A 15713-nucleotide genomic window follows, 5' to 3' on the forward strand; every position below is an offset into this window, starting at 1 on the left:
GTGGCGAGTCACCGGAACAGCACAGAAGAGCCTGCTTTGGAGCCGCGGCGCCGCTACTGCTCGGCGCCGATCTCGTCGAGGAAGTCGTTGTAGGCGTCGACCTTGTCCCACGGGACCACGTCGACGCCGAGGTCGAACTGGTCGCCGTCGACGAGCTGCGGCGCGAGGATCTCCCTGGTCGCGTCGACGCCGATGCTCTTGATGCCGTAGACGATGTAGGGCCCGAGGTACCCCTCGTAGTACTGCCGCTGGACGTGCGTGGCCTCGATGCGACGCTGGCGCATGTATTCGGCGGTCTGCGGCGCGAAGTCGAAGGCGACGATGGGGAGGTCCGGCGCGCCCGCGGCGTCCGCGGCCAGCACGCATCGATACGAGTCGCTGAACATCCCGATCAGGCCCACGACGGGCGGATCCGCGTCCTCGATCTTGCCCCTCATCACCTCGACGTCCCTGGCCTCGTCATCATAGATGGACTGATGTACCAGAACGTCGTAGCCGGCTGCCTCGAACACGCCCTTCGCGCCCTGAGTGCGATTCACGCCGTCGGCCCAGATCGGGTCGGCCCAGCCGTGGATGAGCACCGTGCCCGGCCCCTCGGGCAGCATCTTGAGCAGCGTCTTCCCGGCCGCGTCCCCGGCAGACGTGCTGAGTATCCCGACGTAGATCGAGCGCGTCGATTTCGCCAGGTCGGTGTCGAGCGTCACCACGGGGATCCCCGCCGCGACAGCCTCGTCGAGCGCGGCCCCGTTGCCTTCGCCGAAGGGCGTGATGGCGATCCCCTCGGTGCCTTCCGCCACCGTCTGTTCTATCTGTTTCGTCTGGAGCTCCGTCAATTGCGCCTGATCTGTCGAAGCATCGGTGGTCCCGAGCACGTTCCCTGTGACCCTCCCGGAGACCCCGAGCTCCCCCATGGCTCGGTTCGCGCCCGTGGCGATCGGCGCAAAGAAGCCGCTGAGGGACTTCAGCAAGACCGCGATCTGCATCGGCTGGATCGAGCTCTTGTTGATCTCGGCGACGAGCTTGTCGATCGTCGCCTCGATCTTCACCGGAATGAACTCGTTCTGAGGAAGCGGTGTTCGCTTGATGGGTGTGGCTTCCCGCGCCGTGTCCGAGTCCGTGTCGCTCGCTCCGCATGCCGCCGTCATCAGCGTGAGCCCGACGGCCGCTGCCCAATGTCTCCCGGTCATCGTCATGAGACCCCCTCCTGATACGTTGTCGCTCGTTCGTGCGTGGCCCGTGCGGTCGTGCGCGGTACCCTCGCGCGCGGATCAGACCTGTCGCGAGACGGCATCACAGCAAGGAGCGGCCTGTCAAGCGGCGCCCAGGGCAGAAGCTTCAGATCCGGAGTGAGGAATCACGTGGTGCTGCTATGGAAACCGCTGTGGCCAGGAGCCATCCTCGGAGATAGCCGTCCTTGTACGTGGTTGGCGGCGCGTCAGCCAGGAGGTGAGCACGGCGACATCGATGCCGATCTGTGCCGATCTCGTTCGTGGGCGCCACATGCCGTGTCCGAGGAGCTGCCGTCCTCCTCGACCCGGATGATCGGAAGCGCGGGGCGCGGACGATCGAGGCGAGCAGCCTGCGCAGCGGTGCGCCGCCCGGGCCGCCGCCCGCGCTCGGGGCGTCGACAGCGCCTCCTCAGCAAAGCGGGCCCATGTGGCATCCGCTGCGCTAAGCTCCGCGCCCTGTGCCCGTCCTCACCGCTCACGATCTCCACAAAGCCTTCGGCCCGCAGACCATCCTCGACGGCGTCTCCGTCAGCATCCGCACCGGCGAGCGCGTCGGCCTCGTCGGGCTGAACGGCTCCGGCAAGAGCACGCTCGCGCGCATCCTCGCCGGCGTCGAGCTGCCGGACAGCGGCACCATCTCCCGCCGCCGCGGCGCCGAGATCGGCGTGCTCTCCCAGGACCCGGTCTTCGAGCCGTCCGACACCGCGCGCGACGTCGTGCTCGCCGGGCTCTCCGCGTGGCACGCCGCCAAGGCCCGCCACGACGAGGTGAGCCGCTCGCTCGCCGCCGGCACCGGGGACGCCGAGGCGCTGCTCGCCGCGCAGACCGAGGCCGCCGCAGACGTCGAGCGGCTCGGCGGGTGGGACATGATGCACCGGGTCGACGCCATCATCGGGCACGTCGGCGTCACCCGGCCCGACGCGCCCATGAGCGTGCTCAGCGGCGGCGACCGCCGGCGCGTCGCCCTCGCGCGCCTGCTCGTGTCGCGGCCGGCGCTCGCCGTGCTCGACGAGCCCAGCAACCACCTCGACGTCGAGACCGTCGAGTGGCTCGAGCGCTACCTCGTCGAGGAGCACCCCGGCGCGCTGCTCCTCATCACCCACGATCGCTACCTCCTCGACCGGGTCGTCGAGCGGACGCTCGAGATCGACAAGGGCAAGGTCTACAGCTACGACGGCGGCTACGAGGAGTACCTCGAGCAGAAGTCCGACCGCCTCGCGCTCGAGGCGCGCACCGAGTCGAACCGGCAGAACTTCCTGCGCACCGAGCTCGAGTGGCTGAGGCGCCAGCCGAAGGCGCGCACAGGCAAGCAGAAGGCGCGCATCCAGCGCGCGGAGACGACCAAGGCCGCCCCGCCGCCGAAGGCCGAGCGCACCGCGCAGCTCTCGGTCGAGTCGGTGCGCACCGGCAAGACCATCCTCGAGCTGAAGAAGCTCGGCCTCGCCGTCGACGGAAAGTGGCTCGTGCGCGGCCTCGACTTCTCCCTCACCAAGGGCGAGCGCGTCGGCGTCGTCGGCCGCAACGGGACGGGCAAGACCACCATGCTGCGGGCGATCCTCGGCCAGGTGGGCGCCGAGGGCGACGGCGCGGCCGCCGAGGGGCCCACGATGGAAGGCGAGGTCGTGCTCGGGAAGAACACGAGCGTCGCCTACTTCGACCAGCACCGCAGCGGGCTCGACCTCGAGAAATCGATCTTCGAGAACATCGCGGGCTCCCACACGCGCGTCGAGGTCGGCGGCCGATCCATGGACGTGCGCAGCTACCTGGAGCGGTTCCTCTTCGACCCGAACAAGGCGCGGCAGCCGGTCGGCTCGCTCTCCGGCGGGGAGCGGGCGCGCGTGGCGCTCGCGAAGATGCTCACCCAGAGCGTCAACGTGATCATCCTCGACGAGCCCACGAACGATCTCGACGTGATGACCCTGGCCGCGCTCGAGGAGATGCTCATCGAGCTCGACGGCTCGGCGCTCGTCGTGACCCACGACCGCTGGTTCCTGAACCGGGTGGCGACCTCGATCCTCGCGTTCGAGGGCGGCGGCCGGGTGGTGCGGTACGCGGGCAACTACGACGCTTACCGCGAGCAGCGCGCCCACGCCGCGGCCGAGGTCGAGGCGGAAGCCGCGGCGCGGGCCGCGAAGGCGCAGGCCGCGGAGCCCCGGCCCGCGCAGGCACAGGCGAAGACGGCCGCGCGGGCAGGCGGCGCGCCGAAGCTCACGTACGCCGAGCGGACCGAGCTCGACGGCATCGTCGGGAAGATCGACGAGGCCGACCAGAAGGTCCGCGAGCTCGAGGCGAAGCTCGCCGACCCGACGCTCTACTCGAGCCGCGGCGCCGAGGTCGCGGGGCTGCTCTCGGATCTCGAGCGCGCCAAGAAGGAGGCGGCGCGCCTGGTGAGCCGGTGGGAAGAGCTCGAGACGAAGCGCGAGGCGGCGGGCAAGAGTTGACGGGCGTGACGGGCGCGCGACGGCCCTTGTGGACGCCGCGCCGCCCGGCGACCATGGCTCCATGATGACCGTGTTCGAGGTGTACCTCGCCGAGGGAACGGGGAGCGCCGACCTTCTCAGCGCCGAGGTGCTGAAGGAGACGGGCGCGCAGGTGATGACCCTCAAGGAAGCCGAGATGGTCGGCTTCCAGGGCCTGCAGGCGCTGGACGGCGCCGGTGACGTGCGGCTCATCGCCGTGGCCGCGCGCGACGCGCCGTGGATCCACCGCTGCCTCGAGGGCAGCCGGGCGGTCGTCTCGTTCCGGGCCCACCAGGTGGACTGAGCGGCGAGCGCGCGCCGCTCGACGTAGCCCCTCGGTAGCCATGGCGGCCCGCCGATGAGCGCAGCCCGAGAGCGCCCGCGCGCACGGCCCGAGGCGCCGCCGGCGGCGCGGCGCGAGGCGCCGGCGGCGCTGCTCCAGGCGCTGGCGGCGCTGCTCCAGGCGGTCGACCTCCACCAAGCGCGGGCCTCCCGGCGCATCGACCCCGCCCGGCGGTCGGAGCTCGGCCAGTTCCTGACGCCACCGCGCCTCGCCGCGTTCATGGCCTCGCTCTTCCAGGAGCTCGGCGGCTCCGTGCGCGTCCTGGATGCCGGCGCCGGCGTCGGCACCCTGACCGCGGCGCTCGTCGCCGAGGCGTGCAGCCGGCCCGAGCCCCCGACCGACATCCTCGCCGTCGGCTACGAGCTCGACCCGGCGCTGGTAAACACATTTTCCAAAGTGCTGCGCGCGTGCCGGGACGCTTGCCGTGCCGCGGGCGTCGCGTTCCGCGGCCGCGCCGTCCGCGCGGACTTCATCGCCGCGGCCGTCGAGGAGCTCTCGCTGCCGCGCCCGCGGGCGCGCTTCTCCCACGCCATCCTGAACCCGCCCTACCGGAAGCTCGGCGCCCGCTCGGCGACCCGCCGCGCGCTCCGCCGCGCCGGCGTCGAGACGAGCAACCTCTACGCCGCCTTCCTCGCGCTCGCCGTGCGCGTCCTCGCGCCCGGCGGGGAGCTCGTCGCCATCACGCCGCGGAGCTTCTGCAACGGCCCTTATTTCAGGGCCTTTCGCGAGCTGTTCCTGCGCGAGATGTCGCTCCGCCGGGTGCACGTCTTCGAGTCGCGCTCCGCGGCGTTCGCGGACGACGACGTGCTGCAGGAGAACGTCGTCCTCTGCGGCGTGAAGGGCGCGCCGCCGGGCGCCGTGCTCGTCTCGTCGAGCCGCGGCCCGGGCGACGGGCCCACCGCGGCGCGACGCGTGCCGTACGCCGAGGTGGTGCGGCCGGACGACCCGGAGCGCTTCATCCACGTCGTCCCGGACCGCGCGGGGAAGGACGTGGCGGACGCGTTCGCGCGGCTCCCCGCGCGCCTCGAGGACCTCGGCGTCTCCATCTCGACGGGCAAGGTCGTGGAGTTCCGGGCCCGGGAGCTCCTCCGGCCGGACCCCGGGGCGGACACGGCGCCGCTGATCTACCCCGCGCACCTCGAGGCGGGCGTCGTGCGCTGGCCGAAGCACGGCAAGAAGCCGAACGCCCTGGTCGACTGCGCCGCGACGGCCCACCTCTGGATGCCGCGAGGGACGTATGTCGTCGTCAAGCGCTTCTCCTCGAAGGAGGAGCGCCGGCGCATCACCGCGGCCGTCTTCGATCCGGCGGTGGTGCCGTGCGCGCGCGTCGGCTTCGAGAACCACCTCAACGTCTTCCACCGGCGCGGCGCCGGGCTGCCGCCGCTGCTCGCCCGCGGCCTGCGCGCGTTCCTGAGCTCCACGCTCGTGGACACGTATTTCCGGCAGTGGAGCGGCCACACGCAGGTGAACGCCGCCGATCTCCGGAACCTCACCTATCCGCCGCTCGAGGCGATCGAGCGGCTCGGCGCCCGCGCCGGGGACAGCGCCCTCGGACAGCGCGAGATCGACAGCGCCGTCGAGGAGGCGCTCGGGGTCGACGCGGCGCGCGGCGGCCCGCGCGCGACATGACCGGATCGCCGCGCATGCCAGTCCAGCCGCCGGACGCCGAGAACATGAAGTTCCGGCAAGCGCGCTGAAGAAGGTGAATCTCTCCTTCGTGAACATCGGAGAACCCCGGTGTTCGTCGCCACGAAGGGAGTGGCCCTGAGGTCGAAATGCGCATGTCCGCCGCGCGCACAGGGCTTGCAACAAGTTCAACAAGCGCAACAGGAGCGGTCTCGCGCTGCGGGAAAGGTCCGGTGTGGTTGCTTTATGCACCGGCGATGGTAACAGGACCGCATGTTTCATTTCTCTCTACGTGGTCATGCGCTCTTTGCGCTTTTCGCGCTCTCCGCGCTCGCGCCGGGCTGCGGGTCGGAGCGGCCGCAGGCGGGCGACACGAGGCCGCCGGAGTCGGGGCCGGGGCAGGGGACGCCCTTCGAGAACCCCGGCGGGATGTGGCTGCCCGAGCAGATGGCGCAGCACAAGGATCAGCTCAAGGCGCTCGGCCTCGAGATCGCCCCGGAGTCGCTCACCGATCCCACGGCCTCCCCGCTCGGCGCGGTGGTGAGCCTGGGCGGCTGCTCGGCCTCGTTCGTGTCGGCCGACGGGCTCATCGCGACGAACCATCACTGCTCCACGCGTGCGCTCCAGTACAACTCCACGCCGGAGCAGGACCTCCTGACGAACGGCTACCTGGCGAGGACCCGCGCCGAGGAGAAGTGGGCCGGCCCGACCGCGCGCGTGTTCGTGACCCGCGCGTTCCGCGACGTCACCGGCGAGGTGCGGCGCGGCATCGAGTCGATCTCGAGCGACCTCGCGCGCTACGAGGAGATCGAGAAGCGCAAGAAGCAGCTCGTGGCCGCGTGCGAGGAGGGGCGCCCGGAGGTCCGCTGCTCCATTGCCGAGTATTTCGGGGGCGGCAAGGTGTCGCTGATCGAGCAGCTCGAGATCAAGGACGTCCGCATCGTGTATGTCCCGCACGAGGGCATCGGCAACTTCGGCGGTGATATCGACAACTGGCGCTGGCCACGTCACTCCGGAGATTTCGCCTTCTTCAGGGCGTATGTCGGCAAGGACAACCGCCCGGCGAACCACGCCGACGACAACGTGCCGTATCGCCCGGCGCACCACCTGAAGCTCGCGTCCGCGCCGCTCAACCAGGACGACCTGGTGATGGTCGCCGGCTACCCCGGCACGACGAACCGGCTCCGGACCGCGGCGGAGGTGGAGTCCGCCGTGTCGTGGCAATACCCGAAGCGGGTGTCGTTCTACGAGGAGTCGATCGCCCTGCTCGAGGATCTCGGCAAGAGGGACCCGGCGGCGAGGATCAAGGCGCAGCCGACCATCCAGGGCTACAGCAACTACCTGCTCAAGACGCGCGGCCTGCTCGACGGGCTGGTCGAGGGCGGCCTGGCCAGGGAGAAGGCCAAGCTGGAGGAGGAGCTCAAGGCCTGGATCGACGCCGACCCGGCGCGCAAGGCGGCGTACGGCGGCGCGATCGAGCAGATCGCCGCGGCGCACGCCGAGCAGCAGAAGACGCGCGAGCACGACGCGACGGTGTCGGAGATCCTGTCGTCCGCGAGGCTGCTCGACGCCGCGGTCACGATCGTGCGCATGGCCGAGGAGCGGCCCAAGGCCGACGCCGAGCGCGACGCCGAGTTCCAGAAGCGCAACTGGGAGCGCCTCGAGCAGGCGCAGGTGTCGCTCCAGAAGTCGTACAGCCGGACGATCGATCAGAGCACCTTCAAGCTCGCCGTGAAGCGCGCGCTGCGGCTCGATCCGAAGGAGCGGCCCGCGCTCATCGGGAGCCTCGCGGGCGGGCAGGCGCCGACCGAGGCCGCCCTCGGCGCGGCGATCGACGCGATCTACGCCGGCACGGCGCTCGAGGACGCGACGGCCCGGGTCAAGCTGCTCAAGACGGCCACCGTCGACGAGCTGAAGGAGAGCCGGGATCCGATGATCCGCCTGGCGCTGGAGCTCGCGCCCGTCGACAAGGCCATCGAGGCCCGGGACAAGGCGTACGCCGGGGCGATGACCCTGGTGAAGCCGCGCTTCGTCGAGGCGCTCCGCGCGTACCGGGGCGGGATGCTGGCGCCCGACGCGAACGGCACGCTGCGCATCACGTACGGCACCGTGCGGGGCTACAAGCCGGAGATCGACAAGCCTGTCTATCGCCCGTTCACCGTGGTCAGCGAGCTCGTGAAGAAGAACACCGGCAAGCCGCCGTTCAACGCCCCGGAGGCGCTGCTCGAGGCGGCGCGCGAGAAGCGGTTCGGCCCGTACGTGGACGACGACCTCGGCGAGGTCCCGGTCTGCTTCCTGAGCGATCTCGACATCACGAACGGCAACTCCGGCTCCGCGACGCTGAACGCGCGCGGCGAGCTCGTGGGCCTCGCCTTCGACGGCAACTACGAGGCGATGGCGTCCGACTGGCTCTTCATGCCGTCGATCACGCGGACCATCCACGTCGATCACCGCTACATGCAGTGGGTGATGGACGCGGTGTCGGGCGCGGACGCCGTGCTCCAGGAGATGGGCGGCACGCCCGCCCTGCCGTGAGCGCGGCCGCGGCGGCGCCGGCGCGGGTCGTGCGCCGGCGCCGCGCCGCGGCCCTCACCGCGGCGGTTCAGGGCGTCGGCCTCACGCGCCCGCGTCGTCGGCGTCGTAGGATGACACCCGCACGTCTCCCTCGGTCACGGTCCAGAGCATCGACGTGCAGCGCTGCCCGAACGCGGGATCGTGGGTGACCAGGAGGAGCGCGCCCGGGTAGTCGGCGAGGGCGCGCTCCAGCCGCTCGATCGAGGGCAGATCGAGGTGGTTGGTCGGCTCGTCGAGCACGAGCGCCCACGCGTGCTGCCCGAGGCCCAGCGCGATCATCAGCTTCCGCGCCTCGCCGGGCGAAGGCCGCGCCGACGCGAGCAGGCGCCCCGGCTCGACGCCGAGCGCCGCGACGAGCGACATCACCCGACCGCGCTCCTCCGGGGGCAGGCGTCGCGCCGCCGCGATGAGCGCCTGCTCCTCGGCCTCTCCGAGCTCCTGCGGCACGTAGAGCACCCGGTCCGCCGGCACCCGCGCGCTCGCGAGCAGCGCCTTGACCAGCGTGGTCTTGCCGCCCCCGTTCGGGCCGGCGATCCGGATGCGGTCCTCGCGGCCGACGCTGAGCCGCACGTCCCGCAGGAGCGCGGGGCCGTCGCCGCCGCCCGCGCGGATCTCGGGCGCGTCGAGCACGAACAGCCACGGCGCGGGCGATCGCTCGTAGCCGACGAACACGCTGCGGCCCACCGCCTTCTCGAACTCGAACTCTCCCGCCTCGGCCGACACCTTTTCGAGCTTGCTCCGGGTCACGCCCACGGTGCGCGACAGCCGCGCCTCGGCCGACGACACGCGGAAATTGGCCAGCATGCCCCGGGCGTCGTGATCGCGCGGGCCCTTGCTGCGCTTCCCGATGCTCCGCTGCGCGTCGGCCGCGGCCTGCTCCCGCCGCTCCTCGCCGAGCCGGCGGCGGAGCTGCCGCTCCTCGGCGCGCAGCCGCTGGTGCGCCTCCTCGCGCCCGCGCGCCTCCGCCTCCCAGAGCTCCCTGGCCGCGCTGTAGCCGCCCGGGTAGAGCCGCGCCGCGGCGCGATCGACCCGGATCGTGCCCACGGTCAGCGAATCGAGGAGCTCGCGATCGTGCGACACGCACGCGCCGATCCCCTGGAAGCCGCCCAGCGCGCCGACGAGCAGCGCCCGCGCGTCCGCGTCGATGTGGTTCGTCGGCTCGTCGAGCAGGAGCAGGTCCGGCGCCGCGGCGAGCGCGGCGCCGATCTGCCACCGCTTGCGCTCGCCGGGCGACAGCGTGGCCCAGCGCTCGAGCGCCGCCGGATCCAGCAGGAGCTCGCCGCGCAGCCGGCGCGCCGCGCCGTCGTCGGCCGCGCCGAGCGCGCGGATCGCCGCGTCGGCGTGCTCGACGGCCTGCGGGCAGACCGCGATCGACGCGCCCCGCGGATCGAGGCGCACGCTCCCCGCGTCGGGCGCGAGCTCGCCGGCGAAGAGCCGGAGGAGCGTTGTCTTGCCGGCGCCGTTCGGCCCGACGATCCCGTACCAGCCGGGCGTCAGGCAGAGATCGACGTCCGCGAGGATCGGGGACGCGTCGGAGTAAGAAAAGGAGAGACGATGCGCGCGCAACGACGACATACAAGCTCCTGAATCCTGAGGGCCATGCGGCCCGGTCACGGGACGGGCAGGCTGCGTTGCGCGGCCAGGCGAAAGGGACCTGGCGCGCTCGCGACCTGCGACGGAGACCGATTCAGGAGCTGATCTTCACCGGAGCACTCTCCTCTTGCGTCAGCGGCAATGTGTAACAGAGCGACGCGGCCCGCGCAACCCGCGCAGCCGGCGCAACCGACGCAACCAGCGCAGCCGAGGGGACCTGTGCGCCGCGGTCGCGCGGCGCGCGCGCGGCGCCGACATCCGCGCGGCGCCGACGTGCCCTCAGGGGAACAGCTTCTTCGCGAGCTCGGGTTTGCCGGCCAGGATCTCCCGCAGCGCGGGGGTCACGCTCTCGAGCAGCGTGGGCCCGACCTTCGCGTCCTCGACCCAGCGCCAGTCGATGGGGCCGAGCGGCGGCTCCGGGTCGTACTCGACGATCGCCTGGATCGTGCGCGCCACGTCGTTGCCCGCGAGCCGCGCGACCAGGGCGATCGCCATGTCGATGCCGGCCGACACGCCCGCGGCGGTGATGACGTTGCCGTCCTCGACCCACCGCTTGCGCACCGGGACCGCGCCGAGGCGGCCGAGGTGCTCGAGGAACGTCCAGTGCGTGGTCGCGCTGCGCCCCTCGAGCAGCCCCGCCGCGGCGAGGATGATCGACCCGGTGCACACCGAGGCGAGCACCTCGGCGGCCTTCCCCGCGGAGCGGACATAGGCCATCAGCCTGTCGTTGGCGATCGCCTTGATCGGGCCTGCGAGCCCGCCGGGGACCACGAGCGCGAACGGCTCGGGCACCTGCTCGAAGGTCCGCTCCGGCTGCATGCCGATCCCCACGTCGGTGGGTACGGGCTCCAGGCGCTCTCCGACCGTGACCACGTCGAAGGCGCCGAAGCTCTCGAGGTTCTTGACCACCTGGAGCGGCCCGATGAGGTCGAGCGGCGTCATGTCAGGATAGATGAGGAACGCGATCTGCCTCTGTTGCATGAGAACTCCGTTGTGGGGCGCCGAGCGCGGGCGAGGTCAGGGGCCCGGTGCGATCCTCCGGCGCAGCCGGGCCGGCCGGGGTCGCACGCGAGGACCCAGGTGAGCCCGCTATGGGGCGCGCCGCAAGCGCGAACCGCAGCAGAGGCCGCGGTGAACGTGCGCGCGCGGGCGACCGAGATGTCGGCCCGCGCGCCCCGGGCAGACGCCGGGGGCGCCGCGCGCGTCGAACCGGATCATGAGAGCTCCCTGATGGATGAACAAGGCATGTGCGGCGGCGTGCTCCTCGCGCCTCCTGCGCCCTCCACGCTCGCGGACGAGGCCGTGCTCCGCCCGGGCGCCGCCCTGGGCGAGGCTTGCCATGGTCTCGTCGTTCACGTAGCACGATCTCGGGAGAAACCTGACCATGCATGAACAATCGATGCCTCCGGCGGCGCGTGTTCTTCAGATGATCACCGCGTCCTGGATCACGCAAGCCATCGTCACGGCCGCGAAGCTGGATATCGCCGATCGCGTCAAGGACGGTCCCGTGGCTGTCGAGGTGCTCGCGGAGGACGCCGGCGTCCACGCGCCCTCCCTCTATCGCGTCCTGCGCGCGCTCACCGCCGTCGGGGTGTTTGCGGAGACGGAGCCGGGCCGCTTCGGGCTCACGCCGCTCGCCGACTGTCTGAGGAGCGACGCGCCGGGCTCGCTCCGCGCTTATGCGCTCATGACGGGCGACGCGTGGTGCCAGCACAGCGTGATCGACCTGCTGCGCTGCGTGGAGACGGGCAAGCCCGCGCCGACGCGGCTCTACGGTGTCGACAACCTCTTCCAGTACTTCGAGACGGCGCCGGAGGCTGCGGCCCATTTCAACGACGCCATGACGTCCTTCGCCACGCAGATCCACAGGGCGGCGGCGGCGGCGTACGACTTCTCCGGGGTGCGCCGCCTCGTCGACGTGGGCGGCGGGCACGGGGCGCTGCTCGCCTCGATCCTCTCGCGCCATCCGGAGATGCGCGGCGTGCTCTTCGATCTGCCGCGCGTCGTCGGCGACGCGAAGGTGAGCCTGGAGCGGGCGGGGGTGGCCGCGCGCTGCGAGGTGGCGGGCGGCGACTTCTTCCGCTCGGTTCCCGAGGGAGCGGACGCCTACATCCTCTCTGCCATCCTCCACGACTGGAGCGACGAGGAGTCCCTCGTCCTTCTCAGGAACATCCGCCGCGTGATCGCCGACGGCGGCCGGCTCCTGGTGGTCGAGGCCGTGATCCAGCCGGGCAACGGGCCGGACTTCGGCAAGGTCTTCGATCTGGCGATGCTCGTCGCCGGCGGCGGCCGGGAGCGCACCGAGGCGGAGTTCCGCGCGCTCCTCGCCGCCGCTGGATTCCGCCTCTCGCGGATGTTCCCCACCGCGAGCCCGACGACGGTGATCGAGGCGGTCCCGGCGTAGGTCGGCGCGCCGCGGGGGAAGGGCCGGGAAGGATCTCTCCTCCTCGCTGGAAGAGCGCGCCGAGCACGAGCTCGAGCGACCCGCGGCCTGGATGCCGCGACGACGGTGTCCCGGCGTCATCAACGCTCCGATGGGCGGAGGCGTTCATCTTGCATAGCAGCAGGCGGACCCAGCTTTCGCTTGCCATGCTGCAATGCGCGTCACATCCTTGATGAATTACTTTGCTGCCAACATTCGAAGGGAAGGCCGCAGGCATTCGTTCGGAAGCATGGCCCGGGCTCTCTCATGCCACGGCTCGCCCCGACGGGGCGCCTCGAAGGCGTGTCGAGCTCGTGTGTCAGGCATTCACGGATGAAACCCGAGACGCTTGAAGATTTCATTGCTGCACAGCCGCGCCCGATAAATGCCACGCTGATCCAGGGTTCACCGCCTGTGGAGCGCTACCCTTCTCTCCCGGACGGACACTGAGGCGCCGCTCCGCTACAGCAGGTCTTCTGACGCCTGGTCATTGAACGCGCGCCCTGCTTTGCAGGTTCGTGTGATTTTTGCGCGACATCATGTTCCTCGGTCCGGCCACCGTATCCGTGGATTCGGTATCGAAAGAGCCTCGAGCGCGAGATGAGCGTCACGCGCGGCGCATGTACAAAGAATACAGTTGCGTATTCGTCCGCATGGTATACCATCGTGTCATCAAATGGAGGAGCACCGACCAAACCATCGGAAGCCCGTAGCAAGCAAGAGCGCCCAGGCGCGTACTTGTTTGCTCGTGGCCTCATGATGCACCGGGCGACGTCCTCGCAGCAGTCCGTCCGAACGTGAGTCCCACGCGCTCGCAACTTGCGAGCGCAGGGATGATCGACGGACGCAGCACGTCACGCGCGGGCGCTCGAGCGTCGCCTCGAGCCGCGTAGCGGCTGCGTTGTGGCCTGCTGGCGAGCGATGCGTCCAGGAAACGACGCGCTGGAGCATCGCAGAGATGCGTCCTGCGACGACGATTGTGCTCTTCCTGGCGCCTAGAAAGAGCGGCTCTCGAGAGGGGGTCGCTCTATCTCCATGGCGCTTCCAGATGACGCTATCTGACGGGCTGCGATCCAGCAGGCCGGTCAATGTGCGCCGCCGTCGAGCCGCGGCTGCGTCCTCCCACGCCACAGGAAGAGTGCGATGAGTCGATTGAACTTGTTTGCCCCCGACGTTCGAGAGAACCCGTATCCATTCTATGCGGAGCTGCGCCGCAATTCGCCGGTGTGCCAGGTGGATCCTCATGGACTATGGGCGGTAAGTCGGTATGATGATATCCAGGCGGCCCTCAAGAACCCGCAGGTGTTCTCGTCCGCGGGGATGCGCGCCGCCACGGAGCCCCCCCACCTCGGGCGTCACAACCCGCTGTCTGACTCCCCGATCCTCGCAGACCCGCCGCGGCACACGCAGCTCCGCAACCTCATCAATCGATCCTTCACGGCCGCCACGGTGAGCTCGATGGAGCCGCACATGCGCTCCACGGCCGCGGGGCTCGTCGACGAGCTGGTGCGACGCCGCAGGGCTGAATTCATCTCCGAATTCGCATGCCGCGCGCAGATCCGTGCCCTTGTCCGGCTGATGGGCCTCGATCCATCGCTGGAGAAGCAGTTTGTTCGCTGGACGGTCGACATGGTCAGCGTCGGAACCACCTCGCCGGAGGACCATGCGCGGCTCGACGAGGTGCGCCGGACCATCGACGAGATGGAGACGTTCATGCAGGAGCTGCTCGCGAGCCGCCGTCAGCGGATGGGGAGCGATCTGGTGAGCGAGCTCCTCCGAACACGCGTGAACGACGTCGTGCTCACGGACAAGGACGTGATCGCTTTCCTCCTGCTGATGCTGGTGGCGGGGCTGGAGACCACGGAGACGCTGCTGACCCACATGGTATTGATCCTGTCTCAACGTCCCGAGTGGATGGATCGCCTGCGCGCTGAGCCCGCGCTCATCCCGCGCTTCATCGAGGAGGTGTTGCGCTTCGAGCCGCCGGTGCATGTCACCATGCGGCTGACCCTCGCCGAGACGGAGCTCGGCGGCGTGCGCCTGCCCGCCCACGCCATGGTGGCGCTGCTGCTGGGCTCGGGCCTCCGCGACGAGACGCGCTTCCAGGACGCCGACCGCTTCGACCCTGCGCGGCCGGCTCAGGGCAGCCTCGCGTTCGGCCACGGCGCCCACTACTGCCTCGGCGCCCTGATGGCTCGAACTCAGGCCCGTATCGTGATGGAGGAGCTCCTGCGCCGATGCCGACGCATCGAGCTCCGCACGGAGCGCCTCGAGTGGAACTCGGCCCTCAACACGCGCTGCCCGCGGGCGCTCCCCATCGAGGTGCTCGCCGCTTGACGTGACCGTCGCGCGTCGCAGCTCACCGCAAACCGTTCCGCACACGCCGCGAGGCGCCGTCCCGCGCTCTCGGCACACGGGCAGGAGGCCCGCCGTTCGCGATGGAGTCCATGATGTCGTCCGATCGAAGCAGCATCGTCGTACCCAAGAACACCGCTGATCACTTCGAGTACCCGTTTACTGCGTCGTGCCATCCCAAGGTCGACGTCGTCGAACGCCGCACGTTGCACTGGGTTCGCCGCCTGCGGCTGGCGACCGACGCTCGAGCGCTCTCGCGCGTCAAGGCAGCGAAGGGCGCGCACCTGGCGGCCTGGGTGTTCCCTTCGGCCAGCGTGCAGACCCTGCAGCTGGCCTCGGATTTCACAGCCGTGTTGTTCCTCCTGGACGACGCTTATGACGAGGGCAAGCTCAGCGACGATCCCGAGGCCGTCGCGCGGCTCAACGAGAGGTACCTGGGCGAGCTCTTCGGGTACGTCGAGCCGGACAGGGATGACCCTTTGACGCGCGGGTTGCTGGACATCCGCGATCGTATCAAGGGGGGCCATCCCCACTTCTTCCTGAACCGTTGGCTGTCCCATTTCCAGTACTACTACGAGGCCAACCTATGGGAAGCGAACAACCGTATGCGGCGGAGAGTGCCGAGCATCGATGAATACATCATGATGCGACGATACAGCGGAGCTGTATATCCTTACTGTGATCTGATCGAGCTGCTGCTCGATCAACCGCTGCCGCTGGAGGTGGTACAGCACCCGCAGCTTCAACGGGTGCGCGAGATATGTAACGATATTCTCTGCTGGACCAATGATCACTTCTCGCTCGAGAAGGAGCTGAGGTCGGGCGAGGTGCACAACCTGATCATCGTTCTTCGGGATGAGGGAGGGCTCACGCTCGACGAGGCTAGCGCGCGATTACGGCAAATGCATGATGACCGGGTTGCAGAGTACCAGGAAGTCAAGGAAAAGGTGCTCTCGTCGTGGTCCGCGAGCGGCATCCGTCAATACCTGGACGCGACCGACGCCATGATCGCGGGGCATCAGCGCTGGGCGCTCGCGGCGCTCCGCTACTCGGCGCTGGGGGGTATCGTCGCGCACGCCGGATGACGTCGACGAGCGTCACGCGTCGGGGAG

The 15713-nt window shown here is 70.2% G+C and carries 10 protein-coding genes; 7 read left to right on the forward strand and 3 right to left on the reverse strand.

Translation table 11 applies throughout. From position 1 onward, the window contains the following. Window positions 1-53: 53 nt before the first annotated feature. A complete protein-coding gene (locus tag WME96_RS44995; protein WP_437287697.1) occupies window positions 54-1187 on the reverse strand; it encodes a substrate-binding domain-containing protein in 1134 nt (377 codons plus the stop codon). Window positions 1188-1687: 500 nt separating this feature from the next. Here WME96_RS44995 and WME96_RS45000 point away from each other — a divergent pair, with 500 nt between their 5' ends. The 4 genes from WME96_RS45000 (at window position 1688) to WME96_RS45015 (ending at window position 8192) form a co-directional block, all read left to right on the forward strand. Then, window positions 1688-3670: an ABC-F family ATP-binding cassette domain-containing protein gene (locus WME96_RS45000; RefSeq protein WP_437287698.1), complete on the forward strand. Its 1983-nt coding sequence runs from the start codon at window positions 1688-1690 to the stop codon at window positions 3668-3670. 61 nt (window positions 3671-3731) lie between these two features. Further along, window positions 3732-3992 carry a hypothetical protein gene (locus WME96_RS45005; RefSeq protein ID WP_433931855.1) on the forward strand — a complete coding sequence of 87 codons (261 nt, stop codon included), beginning with the start codon at window positions 3732-3734 and terminating at the stop codon, window positions 3990-3992. A 54-nt stretch (window positions 3993-4046) separates the two neighbouring features. After that, on the forward strand, window positions 4047-5660 hold the full coding sequence (locus WME96_RS45010) for an Eco57I restriction-modification methylase domain-containing protein (protein ID WP_437287699.1): 1614 nt from the start codon (window positions 4047-4049) through the stop codon (window positions 5658-5660). A 270-nt stretch (window positions 5661-5930) separates the two neighbouring features. Continuing rightward, window positions 5931-8192 carry a S46 family peptidase gene (locus tag WME96_RS45015; RefSeq protein ID WP_437287700.1) on the forward strand — a complete coding sequence of 754 codons (2262 nt, stop codon included), beginning with the start codon at window positions 5931-5933 and terminating at the stop codon, window positions 8190-8192. Between the two features lie 81 nt (window positions 8193-8273). On the opposite strand, the gene WME96_RS45020 is transcribed toward WME96_RS45015, so the two are convergent. Together WME96_RS45020 and WME96_RS45025 are read right to left on the reverse strand one after the other, a co-directional pair. Further along, window positions 8274-9806, reverse strand: coding sequence for an ATP-binding cassette domain-containing protein (locus tag WME96_RS45020; protein WP_437287701.1), 1533 nt, complete (start codon window positions 9804-9806; stop codon window positions 8274-8276). Between the two features lie 297 nt (window positions 9807-10103). Further along, window positions 10104-10805, reverse strand: coding sequence for a DJ-1/PfpI family protein (locus WME96_RS45025; protein WP_437287702.1), 702 nt, complete (start codon window positions 10803-10805; stop codon window positions 10104-10106). 403 nt (window positions 10806-11208) lie between these two features. Here WME96_RS45025 and WME96_RS45030 point away from each other — a divergent pair, with 403 nt between their 5' ends. From WME96_RS45030 to WME96_RS45040, 3 genes are all read left to right on the forward strand, one after another. Beyond that, window positions 11209-12228: a methyltransferase gene (locus tag WME96_RS45030; RefSeq protein WP_437287703.1), complete on the forward strand. Its 1020-nt coding sequence runs from the start codon at window positions 11209-11211 to the stop codon at window positions 12226-12228. Between the two features lie 1161 nt (window positions 12229-13389). After that, complete coding sequence (locus tag WME96_RS45035; protein ID WP_437287704.1) at window positions 13390-14583, forward strand: cytochrome P450; 1194 nt, start codon at window positions 13390-13392, stop codon at window positions 14581-14583. A gap of 113 nt (window positions 14584-14696) precedes the next feature. Further along, entirely contained in the window at window positions 14697-15686 is a 990-nt protein-coding gene (locus tag WME96_RS45040; protein WP_437287705.1) for a terpene synthase family protein, read from the forward strand. The last annotated feature ends 27 nt before the right edge of the window (window positions 15687-15713 follow it).

The organism is Sorangium sp. So ce406 (genome assembly GCF_051474675.1).
GTDB classification, from domain to species: domain Bacteria; phylum Myxococcota_A; class Polyangia; order Polyangiales; family Polyangiaceae; genus Sorangium; species Sorangium cellulosum_G.